The 20,156-nt window shown below is 66.3% G+C and carries 17 protein-coding genes; 6 read left to right on the top strand and 11 right to left on the bottom strand.

All coding sequences use genetic code 11. The features are described from left to right. The 3 genes from PVU19_RS05110 to PVU19_RS05100 all read left to right on the top strand — a co-directional run bounded on the left by PVU19_RS05110 (nt 1) and on the right by PVU19_RS05100 (nt 3,307). Nucleotides 1-708, top strand: a complete 708-nt coding sequence (locus tag PVU19_RS05110; RefSeq protein WP_050663661.1) for a DUF484 family protein — start codon at nt 1-3, stop codon at nt 706-708. After that, nucleotides 705-1,625: a tyrosine recombinase XerC gene (locus PVU19_RS05105; protein ID WP_050663662.1), complete on the top strand. Its 921-nt coding sequence runs from the start codon at nt 705-707 to the stop codon at nt 1,623-1,625. The genes PVU19_RS05110 and PVU19_RS05105 overlap by 4 nt, the downstream gene beginning before the upstream one ends. Before the next feature lie 167 nt (nt 1,626-1,792). Further along, nucleotides 1,793-3,307 carry a YifB family Mg chelatase-like AAA ATPase gene (locus PVU19_RS05100; RefSeq protein ID WP_050663663.1) on the top strand — a complete coding sequence of 505 codons (1,515 nt, stop codon included), beginning with the start codon at nt 1,793-1,795 and terminating at the stop codon, nt 3,305-3,307. Here PVU19_RS05100 and PVU19_RS05095 read toward each other — a convergent pair. The 4 genes from PVU19_RS05095 to rsmI are packed head-to-tail and all read right to left on the bottom strand — an operon-like array spanning nt 3,294 to nt 6,454. Then, nucleotides 3,294-4,172 carry an alpha/beta hydrolase gene (locus PVU19_RS05095; protein WP_050663664.1) on the bottom strand — a complete coding sequence of 293 codons (879 nt, stop codon included), beginning with the start codon at nt 4,170-4,172 and terminating at the stop codon, nt 3,294-3,296. The two genes, PVU19_RS05100 and PVU19_RS05095, sit on opposite strands and share 14 nt — an antisense overlap. After that, the gene (gene gshB, locus PVU19_RS05090) at nt 4,169-5,104 is read right to left on the bottom strand and encodes a glutathione synthase (protein WP_050663665.1); all 936 of its coding nucleotides are present in this window, start codon (nt 5,102-5,104) and stop codon (nt 4,169-4,171) included. The genes PVU19_RS05095 and gshB overlap by 4 nt, the downstream gene beginning before the upstream one ends. A 58-nt stretch (nt 5,105-5,162) precedes the next feature. Then, nucleotides 5,163-5,582, bottom strand: a complete 420-nt coding sequence (locus PVU19_RS05085; RefSeq protein ID WP_050663666.1) for a YraN family protein — start codon at nt 5,580-5,582, stop codon at nt 5,163-5,165. Continuing rightward, entirely contained in the window at nt 5,579-6,454 is an 876-nt protein-coding gene (rsmI, locus tag PVU19_RS05080; RefSeq protein ID WP_050663667.1) for a 16S rRNA (cytidine(1402)-2'-O)-methyltransferase, read from the bottom strand. The genes PVU19_RS05085 and rsmI overlap by 4 nt, the downstream gene beginning before the upstream one ends. A gap of 86 nt (nt 6,455-6,540) precedes the next feature. Here rsmI and PVU19_RS05075 point away from each other — a divergent pair, with 86 nt between their 5' ends. Together PVU19_RS05075 and PVU19_RS05070 are read left to right on the top strand one after the other, a co-directional pair. Next, on the top strand, nt 6,541-7,716 hold the full coding sequence (locus PVU19_RS05075) for a penicillin-binding protein activator (RefSeq protein WP_050663668.1): 1,176 nt from the start codon (nt 6,541-6,543) through the stop codon (nt 7,714-7,716). A 21-nt stretch (nt 7,717-7,737) separates the two neighbouring features. Next, complete coding sequence (locus tag PVU19_RS05070) at nt 7,738-10,503, top strand: [protein-PII] uridylyltransferase (RefSeq protein WP_050663669.1); 2,766 nt, start codon at nt 7,738-7,740, stop codon at nt 10,501-10,503. Between the two features lie 355 nt (nt 10,504-10,858). On the opposite strand, the gene folD is transcribed toward PVU19_RS05070, so the two are convergent. Together folD and PVU19_RS05060 are read right to left on the bottom strand one after the other, a co-directional pair. After that, nucleotides 10,859-11,749 carry a bifunctional methylenetetrahydrofolate dehydrogenase/methenyltetrahydrofolate cyclohydrolase FolD gene (gene folD, locus PVU19_RS05065; RefSeq protein WP_050663670.1) on the bottom strand — a complete coding sequence of 297 codons (891 nt, stop codon included), beginning with the start codon at nt 11,747-11,749 and terminating at the stop codon, nt 10,859-10,861. A gap of 68 nt (nt 11,750-11,817) precedes the next feature. Further along, complete coding sequence (locus PVU19_RS05060; RefSeq protein ID WP_050663671.1) at nt 11,818-13,494, bottom strand: formate--tetrahydrofolate ligase; 1,677 nt, start codon at nt 13,492-13,494, stop codon at nt 11,818-11,820. A 327-nt stretch (nt 13,495-13,821) separates the two neighbouring features. On the opposite strand from PVU19_RS05060, the gene PVU19_RS05055 reads away from it, so the two are divergent. Further along, the gene (locus PVU19_RS05055) at nt 13,822-14,502 is read left to right on the top strand and encodes an EF-hand domain-containing protein (protein WP_050663672.1); all 681 of its coding nucleotides are present in this window, start codon (nt 13,822-13,824) and stop codon (nt 14,500-14,502) included. A gap of 152 nt (nt 14,503-14,654) precedes the next feature. On the opposite strand, the gene PVU19_RS05050 is transcribed toward PVU19_RS05055, so the two are convergent. From PVU19_RS05050 to ybgF, 5 genes are all read right to left on the bottom strand, one after another. Next, on the bottom strand, nt 14,655-15,233 hold the full coding sequence (locus PVU19_RS05050; protein WP_050663673.1) for an MOSC domain-containing protein: 579 nt from the start codon (nt 15,231-15,233) through the stop codon (nt 14,655-14,657). A 53-nt stretch (nt 15,234-15,286) separates the two neighbouring features. After that, nucleotides 15,287-16,006 (bottom strand): methyltransferase domain-containing protein, encoded by a 720-nt coding sequence (locus PVU19_RS05045; RefSeq protein ID WP_235575866.1) that lies wholly within the window; start codon nt 16,004-16,006, stop codon nt 15,287-15,289. Between the two features lie 62 nt (nt 16,007-16,068). Beyond that, nucleotides 16,069-17,991, bottom strand: coding sequence for an ATP-dependent zinc metalloprotease FtsH (gene ftsH / locus PVU19_RS05040; RefSeq protein WP_050663682.1), 1,923 nt, complete (start codon nt 17,989-17,991; stop codon nt 16,069-16,071). Between the two features lie 77 nt (nt 17,992-18,068). Then, nucleotides 18,069-19,322 (bottom strand): tRNA lysidine(34) synthetase TilS, encoded by a 1,254-nt coding sequence (gene tilS, locus PVU19_RS05035; RefSeq protein WP_082237784.1) that lies wholly within the window; start codon nt 19,320-19,322, stop codon nt 18,069-18,071. Next, nucleotides 19,319-20,152: a tol-pal system protein YbgF gene (ybgF, locus tag PVU19_RS05030; protein ID WP_050663674.1), complete on the bottom strand. Its 834-nt coding sequence runs from the start codon at nt 20,150-20,152 to the stop codon at nt 19,319-19,321. Before ybgF ends, tilS begins: the two co-directional genes overlap by 4 nt. Nucleotides 20,153-20,156: the final 4 nt, after the last annotated feature.

The raw sequence follows: 20,156 nt of genomic DNA, 5'->3' as shown, positions 1-20,156 counted from the left end.
ATGAGCAGCAAGCCCGAGATGAATGATCACCTGCGCGAAAAGATCATCGCGCAGCCCGATGTTATCCTTGACGATCAAGACCTTATGCGCGCCCTCATCGCCGCGAACGAGCGTGCCATGGGGGGCAATATCGTCGATCTGCGCGGCATCGCGATGGAACGGCTCGAGGCCCGGCTCGACCGGCTCGAGGACACCCACCGCTCGGTGATCGCCGCCGCCTACGAAAATCTCGCGGGCACCAATCAGGTGCATCGCGCGATCCTGCGCATGCTCGACCCGGTGGAGTTCGAGACCTTCCTGCGCGATCTCGACGGCGAGGTGGCGCATATCCTGCGGGTCGATTCGGTGCGCCTCGTGCTCGAATCGGTGCAAAACGACAGCGATCCGGCGGTGCGCCGCTTGGGCGATGTGCTCTCGGTGGCCGAACCCGGCTTCATCAAATCCTACCTCACCAGCGGGCGCGACGTGCCCGCGCGGCAGGTGACGCTGCGCCAGATCGAAGAGGGCGACATGCGGATCTATGGCCGCGACGCCGGGTTCGTGCGCTCCGAGGCATGCCTGCTGCTGGATTTCGGGGCCGACCGCCTGCCCGGCATGCTGGTCATGGGGGCCGAAGACCCGCATCAGTTCAGCCCGCAGCAGGGCACCGACCTTCTGGCCTTCTTCGCGGGCGTGTTCGAGCGAACGATGCGCCGCTGGCTGTCATGATCTCCGCCGCCGCCCGCGACGCCCTGCAGGGCTGGCTGGCGGGGCAAAAGGCGCTCAAGGGGGCCTCCGACAATACGCTCGACGCCTACGCGCGCGATGTCGCGGGCTTTCTGGCCTTCATGACCGAACATCACGGCCAGACCCAGGGCCTCGGCGCGCTCGCCCGGATCACCACCGCCGACATGCGCGCATGGATGGCCTTCACGCGGGGGCAGGATATCGGCCCCCGCTCGCTCGCCCGCAAGCTTTCGGCGGTCAAGAGCTTCTATCGCTGGCTGTCCGAGCGCGAGGGCTTCGAGCCGACCGCCGTCCTGTCGATCCGCGCGCCCAAGTTCCAGCGCAAACTCCCCCGCCCGCTCTCACCCGAGGCCGCCAGCGAGGTGATCGAGACGCTGGAAATGCAATCCCTCACGCCCTGGATCGCTGCCCGCGATCAGGCGGTGGTGACGCTGCTCTATGGCTGCGGGCTGCGCATATCCGAGGCGCTTGGCCTCACCGGCGCGGTGCTGCCGATTGGCGACACGCTACGCATCATCGGCAAAGGCAACAAGGAACGGCTGGTGCCGGTGATCGCCCCCGCCCGCGCGGCGGTGGCGCGTTACGCGCAGATTTGCCCCTATGACATGACCCGCACCGGCCCGCTCTTTTTCGGCGCGCGCGGCGGCGCGCTCGGCCCGCGCGCGGTGCAAAAGGTGGTGGAGCGCACCCGCGCCCAGCTTGGCCTGCCCGCCACCGCCACGCCGCACGCCATGCGCCACAGCTTCGCCACCCACCTGCTCAACGCGGGTGGCGACCTGCGCGCGATCCAGGAACTGTTGGGGCACGCCTCGCTCTCGACCACGCAGGCCTATACCGGCGTCGACACCGCCCGCCTGATGGAGGTCTATGCCCGCGCCCACCCGCAGGGGCGCGGGTAGCGACGGGGTGGTTGAAACGGGTTGGTCTTGAGTGGGCATTGGATCTAAGCGCCCGCGCGATACGCGGCTCACGCAAATGTCCGGCCCAAGCCAACACACCCGCGTTAACCTTTCCTAAACGCCTGCCGCGCTACGCATTAACCATGACGTAACCGGAAAGGACCCGCATGGTCGCACGCGCCTATACCGTGGCTTTCGAGGGGGTCGAGGCGCGCACGGTCGAGGTGCAATGCGCCATCACTCCGGGCGTGCCGGCCTTCTCGCTTGTCGGCCTGCCCGACAAGGCCGTGTCCGAGGCCCGCGACCGGGTGCGCACCGCGCTCTCCTCCATGGCTATCGCCCTGCCCTCCAAGCGCATCACCGTCAATCTCTCCCCCGCCGATCTGCCCAAGGAAGGCAGCCATTTCGACCTGCCCATCGCCCTAGCCCTGCTCGCCGCGCTTGAGATCATCCCCTCCGACGCCGCCGAGGGCACCACCGCGCTCGGCGAATTGTCCCTCGACGGCACACTCATCCCCGTCATCGGCGCGCTACCCGCCGCCATGGCCGCCGCCGAGGACAACCGCACCCTGCTCTGCCCCCGCGCCTGCGGCGCCGAGGCCGCATGGGTGGGTGCCGCGCAGGTGATCGGCGCGGGCAGCCTTGCGGACGTGGTGCGCCACTATACCGGCCAAGCCCCCCTGCAACCGGCCGAGGCAGGCGAGGTGATCGAGGCAGCCCAAGGCCGCGATCTGCGCGACGTCAAGGGTCAGGAACGCGCCAAGCGCGGCCTCGAAATCGCCGCCGCCGGACGCCACCACCTGATGATGGTCGGTACGCCCGGCTCGGGCAAATCCATGCTCGCGGCCCGCCTGCCCGGCATCCTGCCGCCCCTTACTGCCCCCGAGGCGCTTGAAACCTCGATGATCCACTCGCTCGCCGGGCTCCTCTCTGAAGGCGGGATCAGCCGCAGCCGCCCGTTCCGAGAGCCGCATCACACCGCCTCGATGGCCGCCATCGTCGGCGGGGGGCGCCGGGCGTCACCGGGCGAGATCAGCCTTGCGCATAACGGCGTGCTCTTCATGGACGAATTCCCCGAATTCCCCCGCACCGTTCTGGAAACCCTGCGCCAACCGGTCGAGACCGGCGAGGTGATGATCGCCCGCGCCAACGCTCATGTGAAATACCCATGCCGCTTCATGCTCGTCGCCGCCGCCAACCCGTGCAAATGCGGCTACCTTTCGGACCCGGCCCGCGCCTGCTCGCGGGCACCAAACTGTGGCGAGGATTACATGGGCCGCATCTCCGGCCCCCTGATGGACCGTTTTGATCTGCGGGTCGAGGTGCCCCCCGTGGCCTTCACCGATCTCGACCTGCCCCCCTCGGGCGACACGTCTTCTCAGGTGGCCGCGCGGGTCGCGACGGCGCGGGCGGTGCAACAGGCCCGATTTGCCGACCGGCCCGACATGCGCCTCAATGCCGATGCCGAAGGCGAGGCCCTGGAAGAAATCGCCACGCCCGATGTAGAGGGCCGCGCTCTGCTCACCCGCGTCGCCGACCGCTTCGGCCTGACGGCGCGCGGCTATCACCGTGTGCTGCGCGTGGCCCGCACCATCGCCGATCTCGACGGCGACAAGGCGGTGCGCCACCCCCATGTCGCCGAGGCCGTCAGCTTTCGCATCGGCACCCTCAAAGAGAGCTGATCCACCCCGCCAGATCGCGCAGGGTCGCCTTGGCCTCGGGCAGCACATTGTGAAACAGCGGCCAGACATGCGGGTGATCGCGTTCGACATGCAGCACGCTTGTCACCCCCTGCGCCTCCAGCACCCCCTGCATCCGCACCGCGTCATCGCGCAGGATTTCGGTATCGCCGACGGCCATCCAGACCGGCGGCGCACCGGCATAGTCGCCCCGCAGCGGCGAGGCGCGCGGATCACCCGGATCCTGTCCGGCCAGAAACATTTCGCGCATTTCTCCGATGCGCCCCGGCGACAGCACCACGTCGCGCGCCGCATTCTCGGTGACCGACGCGCCCGAAAACGTCATGTCCGCCAGCGGCGACAGGGCGAACACCCCTTTCGGCGGCGCGATCCCCTGCTTTAGAATCTCGTGCAAGAGGGCCAGCGCCAATGCACCCCCGGCGCTGTCCCCGCCGAGGATCACCTCGTGCTCGTCCCGCAGCGCACGGTAACAGGCCAGCGCATCCTCGATCTGCGCCGGAAAGGCATGGTCGGGCGCAAGCCGGTAATCCGGCAGACAGGCGCGCAGCCCGGTCAGCGCCGAGAGCTTCGCCAGCATCGCCCGATGCGTGTCGGACGAGCCGAACACATAGGCCCCGCCATGCAGATAAAGGATCACCGGCCCGGCCCCGGTCGCGCGCGCCTGCGCCCATTGCACCGGAACATCCGCCAGACGCTCCCGCCGATAGACACTCCCCCACGGCGCATGAAAATAAATCTTCGACTTGATCTCGAACGAGCGCCGCAACCGCTCCACCGGTAACCGTGCCAGCGCCGGCTTCTCGAACCAGCGCAGATGCCGATTGAGGAGCGACAGTTGCCAGCTCATGCCCGCCGCGCCTCGATCGCGTCCCAGATCAGCCCCGCGCCATTGGTCCCGTCGAACCGCTCCAGCTCCTGCAACCCGGTTGGCGAGGTCACGTTGATTTCCGTGAGGTAATCGCCGATCACGTCGATGCCGACGAACACCTGCCCCTTGTCGCGCAAGAGCGGCCCGATCCGGTCGCAGATCTCGCGGTCGCGGGCGGTCATCTCCACCTTCTCGGCGCGCCCGCCGACATGCATGTTGGAGCGCGTCTCGCCCTGCGCCGGCACCCGGTTGATCGCGCCGATCGGCTCCCCGTCGACCAGGATCACCCGCTTGTCGCCCTTGCTCACAGCAGGCAGATATTTCTGCACGATCAGCGGCTCGCGGCTGAACCCGGTGAACATCTCGTGCAGGCTCGCCAGATTGCGATCGGCCTCCGGCAGATGAAACACCCCCGCCCCGCCATTGCCGTAAAGCGGCTTGAGGATCACGTCGCCATGGCGCGCCCGGAACGCCTTGATCGTCTCGATGTCGCGCGCGATGGTGGTCGGCGGCATCAGGTCCGGAAAATCGAGGATCAGCAGTTTCTCGGGGAAATTTCGCACCCAGAACGGATCATTGACCACCAGCGTCTTGGGGCTCAGCCGCTGCAACAGATGCGTGGTGGTGATGTAGAACATGTCAAAAGGCGGATCCTGCCGCAGCCAGACCACGTCGAACGCGCCGAGATCGACGGTCTGCTCCTCGCCAAGGTGGAAATGATCCCCCACCACCCGTTGCACCGTCAGCGGCCAGCCCCGTGCGGTGATCCGTCCCTCGTTGTAGGCCAGCCGTTCCGGCAGGTAATAAAACAGCTCATAGCCCCGCGCCTGCGCCTCTTCGGCGAGGCGGAACGTGCTGTCGGCATTGATGTCGATCGGCCCGATCGGGTCCATCTGAAAGGCGATTTTCATGGGCGGCCCCCTGTTGCGATCCGCCACTTACATGCGTCATGCCGCGCAGAGGTGCAATTCAGAAATGCCCGAATGCGTTTTCCATCAGGCGCAGATCGCCGATGCCGTTGACCAGAACCAGATCGAACCGCACCGATGCCAGCTGCCCTTCGGGCGTGTGGCCCAGATATTCCGACGCCGCCGTGAAAATGCGCTGCACCTGCCCCTGACGGATACGCTCCAGCGCCCGGTCGAAACTGACCGCCTTCTTCACCTCGCAAAACACGTAACTGTCGGGTTCACGCAGGATCAGGTCGATCTCCCCGCCCGTCCCGCGCCAGCGCCGTTCCAGCAGACGCGCGCCCCGCGCCTCATAGGCGCGCAACGCGGCATCCTCCGCCGCACAGCCCGACAGATAGGCCCGCAGGCCGCGCTCCCGGCGCGGCGCGACCTCAGCAACGACCACCTGGGCCTCGAAATCGAAACTCATCTGGCTCATTCCTCGCCTCCTTCATGCTCCGCCGCCAGCACCAGCGCCCGCTGATAGACCTTGCGCCGCGGCAGCCGCAGCCGTGCCGCCACCTGATCGGAGGCATCCCGCACCGATCCCGCCTGCAACGCCTCTCGCAACACCGTGTCTAAATCGATTTCACTAATATTTCCTGAATCCCCGCGCCCCACCACGACAACGATCTCGCCCTTGGGCGCCGCATCGGCACAGCCCTCGGCCAGTTCCGCCAATGTCCCGCGCCGCACCTCCTCGAACTTCTTGGTGATCTCCCGGCAGAGCGCCGCCGGCCGCCCCGCGCCCAGCACCTCCGCCGCATCGCGCAGCATGGCCGCCACGCGCTTGGGGGATTCGTAGAACACCAGCGTCGCAGGCACCTCGGCCAGCTCGCCCAGCGCGGTCTTGCGCTTGCCCGATGTGTTGGGCAGGAACCCCGCAAACAGGAACCGGTCGGTGGGCAGCCCTGACAATGTGAGCGCCGTGATCACCGCCGACGGGCCCGGGGCCGACACCAGATCGAACCCCTCGGCCACCACCGCACGGCCCAGATCGAACCCCGGATCGGCCACCATCGGCGTCCCCGCCTCGGACGCGTAAAGCACCGATTTTCCCTCGGCCAGCGCCGTCATGATTCGCGGCCGCATGCGCGCGCCATTGTGATCGTGATAGGGCCAGAGCGGCCGATCCCCGAGGCTCAGCCCGTGAATATCCATCAACCGACGCAGGCTGCGCGTGTCCTCGGCCACCAGCACATCCGCCGCCGCCAGCAGGTCGAGCGCACGCAGCGTGATGTCACGCGCCGCCCCGATCGGCGTGGCAATGAGATACAGCCCCGCGGCCAGTTTCTGCTTGTCGGGATTCATCACTGGACCCGCTCCATATGACGGTTATGATCGTCCGCAATCGCGTCTGGCCTCAGGCACAACGCAACAGGGAGTGAGACCGTCACATGTTCGCCGTTTTAAACGTCATCCGCAAGCCGTTCACCCGCCTTCTCGCAGGGCTCGCCATCCTCACGATGGCCGCCGCCTGTCAGCCGGTCTCGACCGTGACCACCGGGGGCGGCGGCACACCGACACGCGGAGCCGTGCCGGTGGCGCTGCTGGTGCCGCATGGCTCGGCCGATGCACAGGAAAGCCAACTGGCCCGCGATCTCGAGAACGCAGCGCGCCTTGCGGTCTCCGATCTCTCGGGCGTGCAGATTGACCTGCGCGTCTACGGCACCGCCGGGCAGGCGCAACAGGCCCAGCAGGCCGCGCTCAACGCCGCCTCCGACGGCGCGCGCATCATCGTCGGGCCGCTGCATGCCGAATCCGCCAATGCGGTTGCCGTCGCCATGGCCCCGCGCAACATCAACGTGCTGGCCTTCTCCAACAACCCGACCATCGCGGGCGGCAATCTGTTCATTCTGGGCCAGACCTTCCAGAACACCGCCAATCGCCTCGCGCGCTATGCCACCGGGCAGGGCAAATCGCGGATCATGGCGGTCTATTCGGACAATCTCGCCGGACAGCTTGGCCGCGCGGCCATCGAACAGGCGGTGCGCGACAACGGCGCGACGCTCGCGGGCAGCGTCGGCTATGAATTCTCGCAGCAAGGCGTGCTGAACGCGGTGCCCAATATCCGGCAATCCGCCGAAACCAACGCCGCCGACGCGATCTTCCTCACCGCCAATACCGCCGGGGCCCTGCCGCTCTTCTCGCAGATGCTCCCCGAGAACGGGCTGGGCCCCGACCGGGTGCAATATATCGGGCTCAGCCGCTGGGACACACCGCCGCAAACGCTGGAATTGCCGGGCGTTCAGGGCGGCTGGTTCGCCTTGCCCGACCCGAACCGTTCGGCGCAGTTCACCAACCGGTTCCAGGCCGCCAACGGGCGCGCGCCGCATCCCATCGCGGGGCTCGCTTATGACGGCATCGCCGCCATCGGTGCGCTGGCGCAGGCCGGCCAGGATCTCGGGCGCGGCAGCCTGACGCAATCGGCGGGCTTTCAGGGGGTGAACGGCGTCTTCCGCCTGCGCGCCGACGGCACCAACGAGCGTGGCCTCGCCGTAGCGACGATCACCGACAACGCGGTCACGATCCTGTCGCCCGCACCGCAAGGCTTCGGTGGGGCCGGATTTTGACGCAAAGGTCCAGACCCTGACATGATCACGACACTGGCCCGCCCGGACGATCTGATCTGTCCGGCGCAGGAAATTTTCGACGAACCCGCCACCCGCGCGGCGCTCGACCGCGCGGTGAACGAGGCCGCAGGCGACATGGCCGCCCTGCGCCGCGCCGCCGTCAGCATCCTGTCGGAGAGTATGAAAGCCGGGCGCGCCGCCATCGCCGAGGCCTTCGCCGCCCGGCCTTTTGACGCCCGCCCCGCCACCCGCGCCTATTGCTGGCTCACCGATTGCATCATCCTCAGCGCGCTCGATCTGGCGACGCAGCACATGCACCCGCTGCCCAACCCCACCGAATCCGAACGCATCGCGGTCTTTGCCGTCGGCGGCTACGGGCGCGGCGAGATGGCCCCGCAATCGGATGTCGACCTGCTCTTTCTGACCCCCTACAAGATCACCCCCTGGGCCGAGAGCGTGATCGAATCGATGCTCTACATTCTGTGGGATCTGCGCCTCAAGGTCGGCCATGCCAGCCGCACGATCCACGACTGCCTGCGCCTCGGGTCCGACGATTTCACCATTCGCACCGCGCTTCTGGAAAACCGCTTCCTGGCGGGCGAAGACAGTCTCGCGGCGAAACTCAACCAGCGCCTGCGCGACGACCTCTTCAAGGGCACTGAGCGCCAGTTTACCGAGGCCAAGCTCGAAGAACGCGACGCCCGCCACGAAAAACAGGGCGAGCGCTACATGGTCGAGCCCAACGTCAAGGAGGGCAAGGGCGGGCTGCGCGACCTGCAATCGCTGTTCTGGATCGCCAAGTACCTGCACCACGTCAAGGATGTGAGCGAGCTTGTGGCGCTCGGCATGTTCACCCGCGACGAGTTCAGCACCTTCCTGCGCGCCGAGAATTTCCTCTGGGCGGTGCGCTGTCACCTGCACCTGATCTCGGGGCGGCCCAACGAGCAACTCACCTTCGACATGCAACTCGAAGTGGCCGCCCGCATGGGTTATTCCGACAGCGCCGGGCGACGCGGGGTCGAGATCTTCATGCAGGATTACTTCCGCCACGCGACATCAGTGGGCGACCTGACCCGCATCTTCCTGACCAAGCTGGAGGCCACGCAGCTCAAATCCGAACCGCTCCTGCAACGCCTGCTCAAGCGCCGCAAGACGCTCAAGCCGGGCTACGAGGAAATCCACGGCCGCCTCGCCATCAAGGACGAGGCCGAGTTCCTCTCCGACCCGCTCAACCTGCTGCGCCTGTTCGAGGAGGGGCTGCGCACCGGGCTGCTCATCCACCCCGACGCGATGCTGCTGGTCACCGCCAACCTGAATCTCATAGACGCGCAGATGCGCAACGACCCGCGCGCGGCGAAACTCTTTCTCGACCTGCTGCTGAAACACGGCAACCCCGAACGCGCCCTGCGCCGGATGAACGAGCTTGGCATCCTCTCGGCCTTCATCCCCGAATTCGAACCGGTCGTCGCGATGATGCAGTTCAACATGTATCACCACTACACGGTGGACGAACATATCATTCAATGCATCTCCCACCTCGCCCAGATCGAGCGCCGCGAGCTGATCGAGGAATTGCCGGTCTCGTCGTCGATCCTCAAGGAAGGCGTCAACCGCCGGGTGCTCTACGTCGCGCTGCTGATGCATGATATCGGCAAGGGCCGGGACGAGGATCACTCGATCCTCGGCGCGCGCATCACCCGCAAGGTCGGGCCGCGCCTTGGGCTGAAACCCAAGGAGGTCGATACCGCCGAATGGCTGGTGCGCTATCACCTGCTGATGTCCGACATGGCCCAGAAACGCGACATCGCCGATCCCCGCACCGTGCGCGACTTCGCCAAGGCGGTGCAGACCCGCGAGCGGCTCGACCTGCTGCTGCTGCTCACCGTCTGCGACATTCGCGGCGTCGGCCCCGGCACCTGGAACAACTGGAAGGCCTCGCTGCTGCGCGCCCTCTACCGCCAGACCCGCCGCGTTCTCGAAGACGGGATGGAGGCGATCACCCGCGAACAGCGCGGTGCCGATGCCAAGCGCAACCTGCGCGAGGCCCTCACCGACTGGGACGCCCGCGATCTCAAGCACGAAACCACGCGCCACTACCCGCCCTACTGGCAGGGGCTGCACGTCACCGCCCATGTGGTCTTTGCCCGGCTGCTCAAGGGGCTACACGAGGACGATATCGGCATTGATCTCGCCATAGACGAGGACCGCGACGCCACCCGCGCCTGCTTCGCGCTGGCCGATCATCCGGGCATCTTCTCGCGCCTCGCTGGCGCGCTCGCCTTGGTGGGGGCCAATGTGGTGGACGCCCGCACCTATACCTCCAAGGACGGTTTCGCCACCGCCGCCTTCTGGATACAGGACGGCGACGGCCACCCGTTCGAGGCCGACCGCCTGCCCCGCCTTCGCCAGATGATCCTCAAGACCCTGCGCGGCGAGGTCGTCCCCCGCGAGGCGATCAAATCCCGCGACAAGCTCAAGAAGCGCGAACGCGCCTTCCGCGTGCCGACGCATATCACCTTCGATAACGACGGCTCCGAGGTCTACACCATCATCGAGGTCGACACCCGCGACCGCCCCGGCCTGCTCTATGATCTCACGCGCACGCTGGCAGGCTCGAACGTCTATATCGCCTCTGCAGTGATCGCCACTTATGGCGAACAGGTGGTCGATACCTTCTACGTCAAGGACATGTTCGGCCTGAAATTCCACTCCGCAGCCAAATGCGCCTCACTCGAGAAAAAACTCCGATCCGCCATCGCCGAGGGCGTGGAGCGCGCCACCACCTGAGGGAGTGCGCCTCGACGGGCCGCGCTTTGTGCGAAGAGCTTGGGTGTTTTTCGCCTGGCGCGGACCTTTGCCGTAAGCCGCGCATCGACGGGCCGCGGTACGGCGATCCAACTCCTGTTCTGCAGACCTTTATCTCTGCCAAGTCAGGGAAACATCCATGTGATGCGCAGGTTGCAGCCAAATCGCCGTGCCGGGGGGCGGCCCGGCGATGCGCGGCGGCCTTCGGCCTTGTTCCGCGCAGGTGCTTCAATCTAACGTCCGCTCCAGACCAATACCTGCCCAACTCCCTCGCCAACACAAAAGGGCGAGGAACATCGTCCCCCGCCCTTCGCAAATCCCTACGACAATCCGGCAATCAGGCCGTCAGCCCCTCCGGCTCGGCCAGCCCGTTGGCCCGGCAACAGGCGGTCACCGTGTTGGCCAGCAGGCAGGCGATGGTCATCGGCCCCACGCCGCCCGGCACCGGCGTCACCGCCCCGGCAACCTCTTGAACCGACGCGAAATCCACATCGCCGACCAGCTTGGTCTTGCCGTCCCGCTCGATCCGGTTGATCCCTACGTCGATCACCGTCGCCCCCGGCTTGATCCAGTCACCCGGCACCATTTCAGGCCGGCCCACGGCAGCCACCACGATATCGGCCCGGCGCACAACCTCGGGCAAATCCTTCGTGCGGCTATGCGCGATCGTCACCGTGCAGCTTTCACCCAGCAAAAGCTGCGCCATCGGCTTGCCGACGATGTTCGACCGGCCCAGCACCACCGCATCCATCCCGCTCAGACTGCCCAGCTTGTCGCGCAGCATCATCAGACAGCCGAGCGGCGTGCAGGGCACCATGCTCTTTTGCCCGGTGCCCAGCAGCCCGACATTGGAGATGTGAAATCCGTCGACATCCTTGGCCGGGTCGATGCTGTTGATGACCAGATCGGAATCGAGATGATCCGGCAGCGGCAACTGCACCAGGATACCGTGCACCGCAGGGTCGCTGTTCAACTGCTCGATCAACGCCAGCAGATCCGCCTCCGAGGTGTCCACCTCCAGCTTGTGCTCGACCGAGTGCATCCCCACCTCGACCGTCTGCTTGCCCTTCGAGCGCACATAGACTTGGCTCGCCGGGTCCTCGCCCACCAGCACCACCGCAAGGCCCGGCGTGATCCCGTGCTCCTCCCGGAGCCGCGCCACGTGACCCGAAACCTTGTCCCGGATCGTGGCCGCGAAAGCCTTGCCGTCGATGATGTCTGCCGTCATGTCTTTTCCCTTCTCTGCAACGGATCGGCCCGCCCGGCAAAACACCGGGCGGGCCGCCATGTTCTGGCTCAGAACAGCCCTTCGATCTGGCCGCCGTCATTCAGCCGGATCGACTCGGCCGCCGGTCTGCTGGGCAGGCCGGGCATGGTCATGATCTCACCGCAGACCACCACGATAAAGCCCGCACCGGCCGAAATCCGAACCTCGCGCACCGGCACCGAATGACCCGTCGGCGCGCCGCGACGGTTGGGATCGGTGGTAAAGCTGTACTGGGTCTTGGCCATACAGACCGGCAGGTTGCCGTATCCCTGATCTTCCCACTCTTTCAGCTGGTTGCGGATCTTCTGATCGGCCAGCACCTCGTCGGCGCGGTAGATCCGCTTGGCCACCGTTTCGATCTTTTCGAACAGCGACATCTCGTCGGGATAAAGCGGGGCGAAATTCGCATTCCCGGCCTCGGCCACCTCGACCACCTTGCGCGCCAGCGGCTCGGAGCCTTCAGAGCCCAGCTCCCAGTGACGCGACAACACCGCCTCGGCCCCGTGGCTCGCCACAAACTCCTGGACGGCGGCAACCTCGGCATCGGTATCGGTGACGAAATGGTTGATCGCCACGACAACCGGCACGCCGAACGATTTGACGTTCTCGATATGCCGTCCGAGGTTCGGACAGCCCGCCTTGACGGCATCGACATTCTCGGCCCCGAGATCGGCCTTGGCCACGCCGCCATTCATCTTCATCGCGCGCACCGTGGCCACGATGACCACGCAATCGGGCGCAAGACCCGCCTTGCGGCACTTGATGTTCATGAACTTCTCGGCCCCTAGGTCAGCCCCGAACCCGGCTTCCGTCACCACGTAGTCGCTCAGCTTGAGCGCGGTGGTGGTGGCAATGACCGAGTTGCAGCCATGCGCGATATTGGCGAACGGGCCACCGTGGACAAAGGCCGGGTTGTTCTCCAGCGTCTGCACGAGGTTGGGCTGCATCGCGTCCTTCAGCAGAACGGTCATCGCGCCTTCGGCCTTGATGTCACGGCAGAACACCGGGCTCTTGTCACGGCGATAGGCGACGATCATCGCACCCAGACGCTCTTCGAGATCCTTGAGGTTCTTGGACAGGCACAGGATCGCCATGACTTCCGAGGCGACGGTGATGTCGAACCCGTCTTCACGTGCGAACCCGTTCGACACGCCGCCCAGCGACGAGGTAATCTGCCGCAGCGACCGGTCGTTCATGTCGACCACGCGGCGCCACACGACGCGGCGGGTGTCGATGTTCTGCTCATTGCCCCAGTAGATGTGGTTGTCGATCATCGCCGACAGCAGGCTGTGCGCGCTGGTGATGGCGTGAAAATCGCCGGTGAAATGCAGGTTCATGTCCTCCATCGGGACAACCTGCGCATAGCCACCGCCCGCAGCCCCGCCCTTCATGCCGAAGTTCGGCCCGAGGCTTGCCTCGCGGATACAGACCGTGGCCTTCTTGCCAATCCGGTTCAGACCGTCGCCCAGACCCACCGTGGTGGTGGTCTTGCCCTCGCCCGCAGGCGTCGGGTTGATCGCGGTCACCAGGATCAGCTTGCCGCTCTTGTTGCCCTGAACCGAGTTGATGAACTCCTGGCTCACCTTGGCCTTGTCATGGCCATAGGGCAGCAGGTGATCGCTGGAAATGCCCAGCTTTTCGCCGATCTCCTGGATGGGGCGCTTTTGCGCCTCGCGTGCAATCTCGATGTCGGATTTGTAGCTCATGGTCGGTCCTTTTGCTTTGCGCAGGGCAAGGTGTGGCACTGACCCGCCTATATCCAGTTTGCGGCATCCCGCAGCATGCGAATCCGACACATCCCGCCTCGCTTGCGGCGGCATGCCGCAGCCCGGTTTCTGATCGGAAACAGGCCATGCAGAGGCCCCACTGCCCGCCACGCCGCCGCAGGCCCGGATTTGGAACAGTTGTCGCCGCATTGCGTTGACCACACGTACGAGTGGACGGCATCTGATCCGTGCGCTCCGATCGTGCGGCCATTGCCATGCCCCTGAAACCGCCGATCCCGTCGGCACAGACAGAGGGAGAGCATTCCGATGAAACGCTTCTATACAACACTTCTTGCCAGCACGTCACTCCTTGTCGCCGCCCCGGCTCTCGCACAGTCAGCGGCCGAACCGGCGTCCGTCTGCCAGAACGCCCTTTACTCTGCGGACAAGGATAATGACGGGACGCTGACCAAGACCGAAATCGACGATCACCGCAATGTGGTCTTCGAGCAGCTCGACGCCAACAAGGACGGCTCGATTGACCGGCAGGAATACGTCAATTGCGTCGGTCAAAAGGAAATGAAGTCCGCGCAGGACATCAAGGAGACCAACGAGGACAGTCGCTTCTCGGTCGGCACGTGGAGCGATCTGAAAATTCCGCAAAAGGACCAGCTGAGCGCCGAGGAATTCGCCGACCTCGCCGAACGCGCGTGGAACGACGAGGATACCGAGATGCAAGCCGCACTGGGTTCCGGCCAGCAGGACGGCTCCCGCGAATCCTTTGCCAAGGCCGCAGCGGACCGGTTCCGTGCCTTTGATACGAATAACGACGGGGTCCTGACCAAGAGCGAGTATGAGAACCAGGTCGTTACAGAGGGTCGCTGGAGCGAAGACGCCCTGAACGAGCGGTTCGAGGCCAGAGACGCCGACGGCTCCGGCGGCATTTCCCCGACCGAGTTTCGCGGCGCCGGCACTTGGGCACCCCAGCCGGGCGACGCTGAGCCGTAAGACAAGGACGCCTCGGACACGCAAGGTGCCGACACCGGCGGCACAGTCGCTGTGCCGGTCTTCTACTACTACATCGAAGTCCTCTGAACCTCAGGCACTGCAGGCACGCGCGCCGCCATGTCGCATCGTGGCGGTGCGCGGGCGTGTCAGGGTTAGGGTCGCCAGCCGCGTTGGTCCGGAACATGCAGGCGCAGCATCTCGCCCAGCCGCAGCACGCCCTCGCGCTCGACCCAAGCGGTCACGCCGCGCCGCCCCTGGGCCGCCGCCTTGAACCGCCCGCCGACCCCCGGCAAATGCGCGTCGATCACCTTGGCGGGCAGGTGACAGGGGCGGTTCTCCATATCCAACACCAGCGTCACGCCATCCGGCCCCTGCAATCGCGACGACGGCGGCAGATGGGTGAAATCGGGAATACCCTCGACCACCAGCGACGCCCCGACCCAGGCCGGATCAATCCGCTCAACGCCCATCTTGGCGGCAATCGCGGCAAGCTCCTCGACCGACAGCACCGAAAACTGCCGCACATTGCGGATCTCCGTGCCCTTGGGATACTGCGCCACGACCCGGCTGCACGAGGGGCGCGTCAGCCCCGCATGCTCTTCCCCCGCGATCCCGGCATAGCTGACCGCGACCTCTCCCAACGGCTCCGCCGCAAGGCTGCTCGCCCGGTCCGCAACCCGCCCGATCCAGGCGATCCGCCCGGTATAGTCCGTCGGTTTCAATGCCGGCATGCCCGCCCCCGCTTCATCTTGCCAGAAATACTCACGCGACGGCGGCCACAGGCTCAGACCGTGAGGGTGAAAAACATCCGCCGGAACGGGAACAGCACCGTGCCATCGGCGCGCACCGGATAGGCGGTGTGCATCACCTCCTCGTAGCGGCGGATGATGTCGGCCTTCTCTTCGGGCTCCAGCATCGCCAGCACCGGGCGCGCATAGGTGCTCTCGGTATAGCGGCGCACCGGGTGGCTGCCAGGCTCGGCGGTCAGGCGCTGGTAATAGTCGGTTTCCCACAGGCGGAACTGCCCCAGGGGCGCCATCAATTCCTCGTATTTCACCGGGGCCATGACACCGGGCGTGCCCATCTTCTCGACCCGCCCGGCGAAAAGCTCTTCCGCCAGCGTCAGCCAGACACGGTGCGACGGGGCCTTGTTCTGATGCGGCATCTGCACGGCCAGCGTGCCACCCTTGCTCAGCATCGCGGCAAGCCGCGGCATCAGGCTTTCGTGGTTGCCCACCCAATGCAGCGCGGCGTTGGAATAGATTAGCCCGGGGGCCTGACGCGGGTGCCAGTCGGCGATATCGGCCTGTTGCATCGCGTCATAGCCACCACTTGCACGGGCCTTCTCCAGCATGGCTGGGCTGGCATCCACACCCGTCAGCCCGCGTCCGGCCCCGCGCGCGCGCAGCGCCTCCGCCATCACCCCGTTGCCGCAGCCCAGATCGACCACATCCCCGGCCCCCATCTGCCCGACCGCGTTCAGCAGGTCGAGTGCGGGGCGCAAACGCTGATCCCGGAACCTAGCATAGGCCCCGGGATTCCAGTCTGCTTTTGCGAGCGTCGCGCTCACGTCGAGGGCTCGGGCTCCAGCCCGCCATCGCCCGACCCGGGCGAGGATTTGGGCTTGGTCTTGGGAATGGCGGTCACCGACGGTTTGGCGGCCTCTGCCGCGCCCCCGTCATCGTCACCCGCCTCGGGCGGCTCGCCCCGGATCACGCGGTTGATCTCCTCACCGGTCAGGGTCTCGTATTCCAGAAGACCCTGTGCCAGCCGCTCCCACTCGTCATGGCGCTCTTCGAGGATCGACTTGGCCTCTTGATAGGCCGTGTCGATCATGCGCTTGACCTCGTCCTCGATCAGCTCCTTGGTGTGGGCGGAAATCGAGAAGCCACCGGCACCATTGCCCATGTAGCCCTCATGCGCCTGCTCGTAATCGACATTGCCCACCTTGTCGGACATGCCCCAGCGCATCACCATCGCGCGCGCCAGACCGCTGGCCTGCTGAATGTCGCCCGCCGGCCCGTTCGAGACGTTCTCCTCGCCGTATTTGAGGATTTCGGCGGCCTTCCCGGCCATGGTCATGGTCAGCTTCTGCTCGCATTCCGACTTGTGCCAATTCAGCCGGTCGATCTCCGGCAGGCTCACCACCATGCCCAGCGCACCACCGCGCGGAATGATCGTGGCCTTGTAGACCGGATCGCATTTCGGCAGGGCAAGGCCAACCACCGCGTGCCCGGCCTCGTGATAGGCGGTCTTTTCCTTCTGGTCGTCGGTCAACACCATCGAGCGGCGCTCGGCCCCCATCATCACCTTGTCCTTGGCATTCTCGAAATCGACCATGGTGACGAAACGGCGGCCCACCCGTGCGGCCATCAGCGCGGCCTCGTTCACGAGGTTGGCCAGATCGGCCCCGGAGAAACCGGGCGTGCCGCGCGCGATCAGGCGCAGCTCCACATCCGGGCCCAGCGGCGTCTTGCGGGCATGCACGCCGAGGATCTTCTCACGGCCCTTGATGTCGGGGTTGGGCACGGTGACCTGACGGTCAAAGCGGCCCGGACGCAGCAGCGCGGGGTCGAGCACATCCTTGCGGTTTGTCGCGGCGATGATGATCACGCCCTCATTGCTCTCGAACCCGTCCATCTCGACCAGCAACTGGTTGAGCGTCTGCTCGCGCTCGTCATTGCCGCCGCCATAGCCCGCGCCACGGTGACGACCGACCGCGTCGATCTCGTCGATAAAGACGATGCAAGGCGCGTTCTTCTTGGCCTGCTCGAACATGTCGCGCACGCGGCTCGCACCGACACCGACGAACATCTCGACAAAGTCTGAACCCGAGATGGTGAAGAACGGCACACCGGCCTCGCCCGCGATGGCGCGCGCCAGCAGCGTTTTACCGGTGCCCGGAGGGCCCACCAGCAGCGCACCCTTCGGGATCTTGCCACCGAGGCGCGAGAATTTCTGCGGGTTGCGCAGGAACTCCACGATCTCCTCCAGCTCTTCCTTGGCCTCGTCGATGCCCGCCACGTCGTCGAATGTCACGCGGCCATGCTTTTCGGTCAGCATCTTGGCCTTGGACTTGCCAAAGCCCATGGCCCCGCCCTTGCCGCCGCCCTGCATGCGGTTCATGAAATAAATCCACACCCCGATGAGCAGCAGGAAGGGCAAGAGCGACACGAGGAAGGTCTGAAAGCCCGACTGCTCCTGGCTCTCGGCCTTGACCGGCACGCCCTGATCGATCAGCTGTTGCGTGATCTCGGCATCCTGCGGCTTGATGGTGGTGTAATCCTGCCCGTCGGCCCCGCGATAGCGCACCGCCTCGCCGTCTAGCGTGACCTGGCTCACCGCGCCGTCATCGACTGCCGCCACAAACTCGGAATACGGCACCGCGCGGCTTTGCAGCGTGTTGCCCGAGCCGCTGAACAGGTTGAACAGCGCGAGGATCAACAGGAACAGGACCAGCCAGAAGGCGATGTTTCTTGCGTTGCCCAAGAGTTTTCTCCCAAAATTCGGTTCCCCGCTCATAGCACGGGGTGCACCGTTCTTAAATAGACATCACAACCCCATGTTCAATGAGATAATAACGCGTCGAAGTAGGACGCACCGTCGCGGCTGAGCCGCAGCGCGTAGCCACCCGACCATCCCGCCAGCGGCGCCGCCATCAATTCCTCACCGCGCCAGAGCGCCGGACTCGCCAGCGCCGCGCCATGCGGCAGCCCGCCCGCGCGCCAATCAGGACAGGCGCGCAGTCCTTCGGGGCCAAGTGCCGCGACCTCCGCCCCCGCCATCTCCGGCCCCTCGATACACCAGCGCCCGTCCCAGACCTGCCCCTGCGGCACGCGCAGCCCGGCCACCGCATTATATTCCCGCCCGATGCGCAGCATGTCGCCCTGCGCCTGCATGTAACAGCCCTGCAGCGTCATCGTCTCCCCGTCCCGCGCCGCCGCCAGAAACTGCGTCATGGCAGGGCCGCGCGGCGGATACTCCGCCCCGTTGATCCAGCGCAGCGCGGTCTGAAGAATGCGCCGTGCTGCCTCGTCTGGCATGTCCCGCAAGGCAGCGCGTGCGATCACCACATCGCCCGCCTCGATCCGCACATGGTCTTGCGCCAAGCCATGCGCCTGATGATACAGCGCCGCACGCGCCCCGGCCATTTTCCGGGCCGTGGCCGCCAGCGTTGCCGTGTCGATCCCGAGCGGGGCCAGCGCAGCCAGCGCAGCACGTGTCCGCGCACGCTCATAGGCCGCATCGCTATTGGTCGGGTCCTCGACCCAAGCCACACCGCGCACACGCAGAAGATCGCGGAGCGCCTCGCGCCCCAGTCCCAGCAAAGGCCGGTGAAACCTCACACCCGCCACGCGCCAGCGATCCCGCATCGCCGCCAGCCCGTCCACCCCGGCCCCGCGCGCCAGCCGCATCACAAAGGTTTCGGCCAGATCATCCTCGGTATGGCCCACGGCGATATCCGCAATGCCATGCCCCCGCGCCCACTCGGCCAGCAGCGCGTAGCGCGCGCGCCGGGCACGATCCGGCAGGTTTCCCGCGCCGTCATGGCCGCGCCATGTCAGCGTCTCATGCGCAATCCCCAGACCGGCACAGATCCGCGCGACCTCTGCCGCTTCCGCTGCCGCCTCGGCCCGCAGCCCGTGATCGACCGTCGCCGCCCGCAGATCCGGGCCGCCATCGCGCTGCCAGTCATGCAGCAGGTACAACAAGGCAAGGGAATCGCTGCCGCCCGACACGGCCACGCCGATCACCCCCGGCACGCCGGGGTGAAAATGGCGCGTGAGACTGTGACGGATGTCCGCCCCGCCCGCCGTCACGAACAGCCGAGCCGGGTCATTTCCGCCTGCGCATCCGCGACCGCCGCCGCATTGGGATAGCGCGTCGCGACCTGCCCCAGCGTCACACAGGCCTCGTCGGTCTGGCCAAGCTGACCCAGCGACCGGCCCAGACGAAACAGCGCCTGCGGGGCCTCGTCGCCATCGGGTGCTGCACTGAACGTCTCCAGATAGGCGCGCGCGGCATCGCTCTTGCGGCCCGCCGCCTCCAGCGCCTCACCGCGCAGCAATCCAGCCTGCCCGCTCAGCGGTCCACCGGGATAGGCCTGCTGAAAGGCCGCGAACTGCTCGGCCGCCGCCGCATGATCGCCCGCTTCCATTGCCGCCTGCGCGCGCTCGAAATCGTCGCGCTCGCCCACGGCAAGCTGCGGCCCGTCGCCGCTGCCCTCGTCTGGCGTGGCAATCGCGCCGCCGCCGCCCGTGGCAGGCTCCACCCCGCCCAGCGTATCGCCGGGCTCAAGACCCGCAATATCGCAGTCGGGCTCCAACTCGCACAGCCGGAATTCAAGATCACCGACACGGTTGGTGCCGTCACTCACCACCCGGTCGATGCGAAACTCCAATTCCTCGGTCTTGGAGGTCAGGCGCTGCACCTCGCTCTCGATCGCGTTCACCCGGTCGAGGATCGAGCCGCCGCCCGAAGGCTGGCTCGCCCCACCCGTGGTGCTCAGCTCGCGCCGCAGTTTCTTCAACTCGACGAACAGCACCGACAGCTCCTGTCGGATATCGGCCAGCGTTTCGGTGCTCTGCGCCCCCGCCCCGACCGGGGCAAGGGCCAGCGTGGCCGCGAGTGTTACAGCAAGATAGCGCATATGG

The organism is Roseovarius tolerans, from assembly GCF_028885395.1.
GTDB classification, from domain to species: Bacteria; Pseudomonadota; Alphaproteobacteria; order Rhodobacterales; family Rhodobacteraceae; genus Roseovarius; species Roseovarius tolerans.
This window is presented reverse-complemented; position numbering and strand designations above follow the sequence as displayed.

Bases quoted from the DNA above. Each gene is read 5' to 3' on its own strand.
- folD (WP_050663670.1), bottom strand. From the start codon at position 11,749: ATGACGGCAGACATCATCGACGGCAAGGCTTTCGCGGCCACGATCCGG.
- rsmI (WP_050663667.1), bottom strand. From the start codon at position 6,454: ATGAATCCCGACAAGCAGAAACTGGCCGCGGGGCTGTATCTCATTGCC.
- PVU19_RS05060 (WP_050663671.1), bottom strand. From the start codon at position 13,494: ATGAGCTACAAATCCGACATCGAGATTGCACGCGAGGCGCAAAAGCGC.
- PVU19_RS05110 (WP_050663661.1), top strand. From the start codon at position 1: ATGAGCAGCAAGCCCGAGATGAATGATCACCTGCGCGAAAAGATCATC.
- gshB (WP_050663665.1), bottom strand. From the start codon at position 5,104: ATGAAAATCGCCTTTCAGATGGACCCGATCGGGCCGATCGACATCAAT.
- PVU19_RS05105 (WP_050663662.1), top strand. From the start codon at position 705: ATGATCTCCGCCGCCGCCCGCGACGCCCTGCAGGGCTGGCTGGCGGGG.
- PVU19_RS05095 (WP_050663664.1), bottom strand. From the start codon at position 4,172: ATGAGCTGGCAACTGTCGCTCCTCAATCGGCATCTGCGCTGGTTCGAG.
- PVU19_RS05050 (WP_050663673.1), bottom strand. From the start codon at position 15,233: ATGCCGGCATTGAAACCGACGGACTATACCGGGCGGATCGCCTGGATC.
- ybgF (WP_050663674.1), bottom strand. From the start codon at position 20,152: ATGCGCTATCTTGCTGTAACACTCGCGGCCACGCTGGCCCTTGCCCCG.
- PVU19_RS05055 (WP_050663672.1), top strand. From the start codon at position 13,822: ATGAAACGCTTCTATACAACACTTCTTGCCAGCACGTCACTCCTTGTC.
- PVU19_RS05070 (WP_050663669.1), top strand. From the start codon at position 7,738: ATGATCACGACACTGGCCCGCCCGGACGATCTGATCTGTCCGGCGCAG.
- PVU19_RS05100 (WP_050663663.1), top strand. From the start codon at position 1,793: ATGGTCGCACGCGCCTATACCGTGGCTTTCGAGGGGGTCGAGGCGCGC.
- PVU19_RS05085 (WP_050663666.1), bottom strand. From the start codon at position 5,582: ATGAGCCAGATGAGTTTCGATTTCGAGGCCCAGGTGGTCGTTGCTGAG.
- PVU19_RS05075 (WP_050663668.1), top strand. From the start codon at position 6,541: ATGTTCGCCGTTTTAAACGTCATCCGCAAGCCGTTCACCCGCCTTCTC.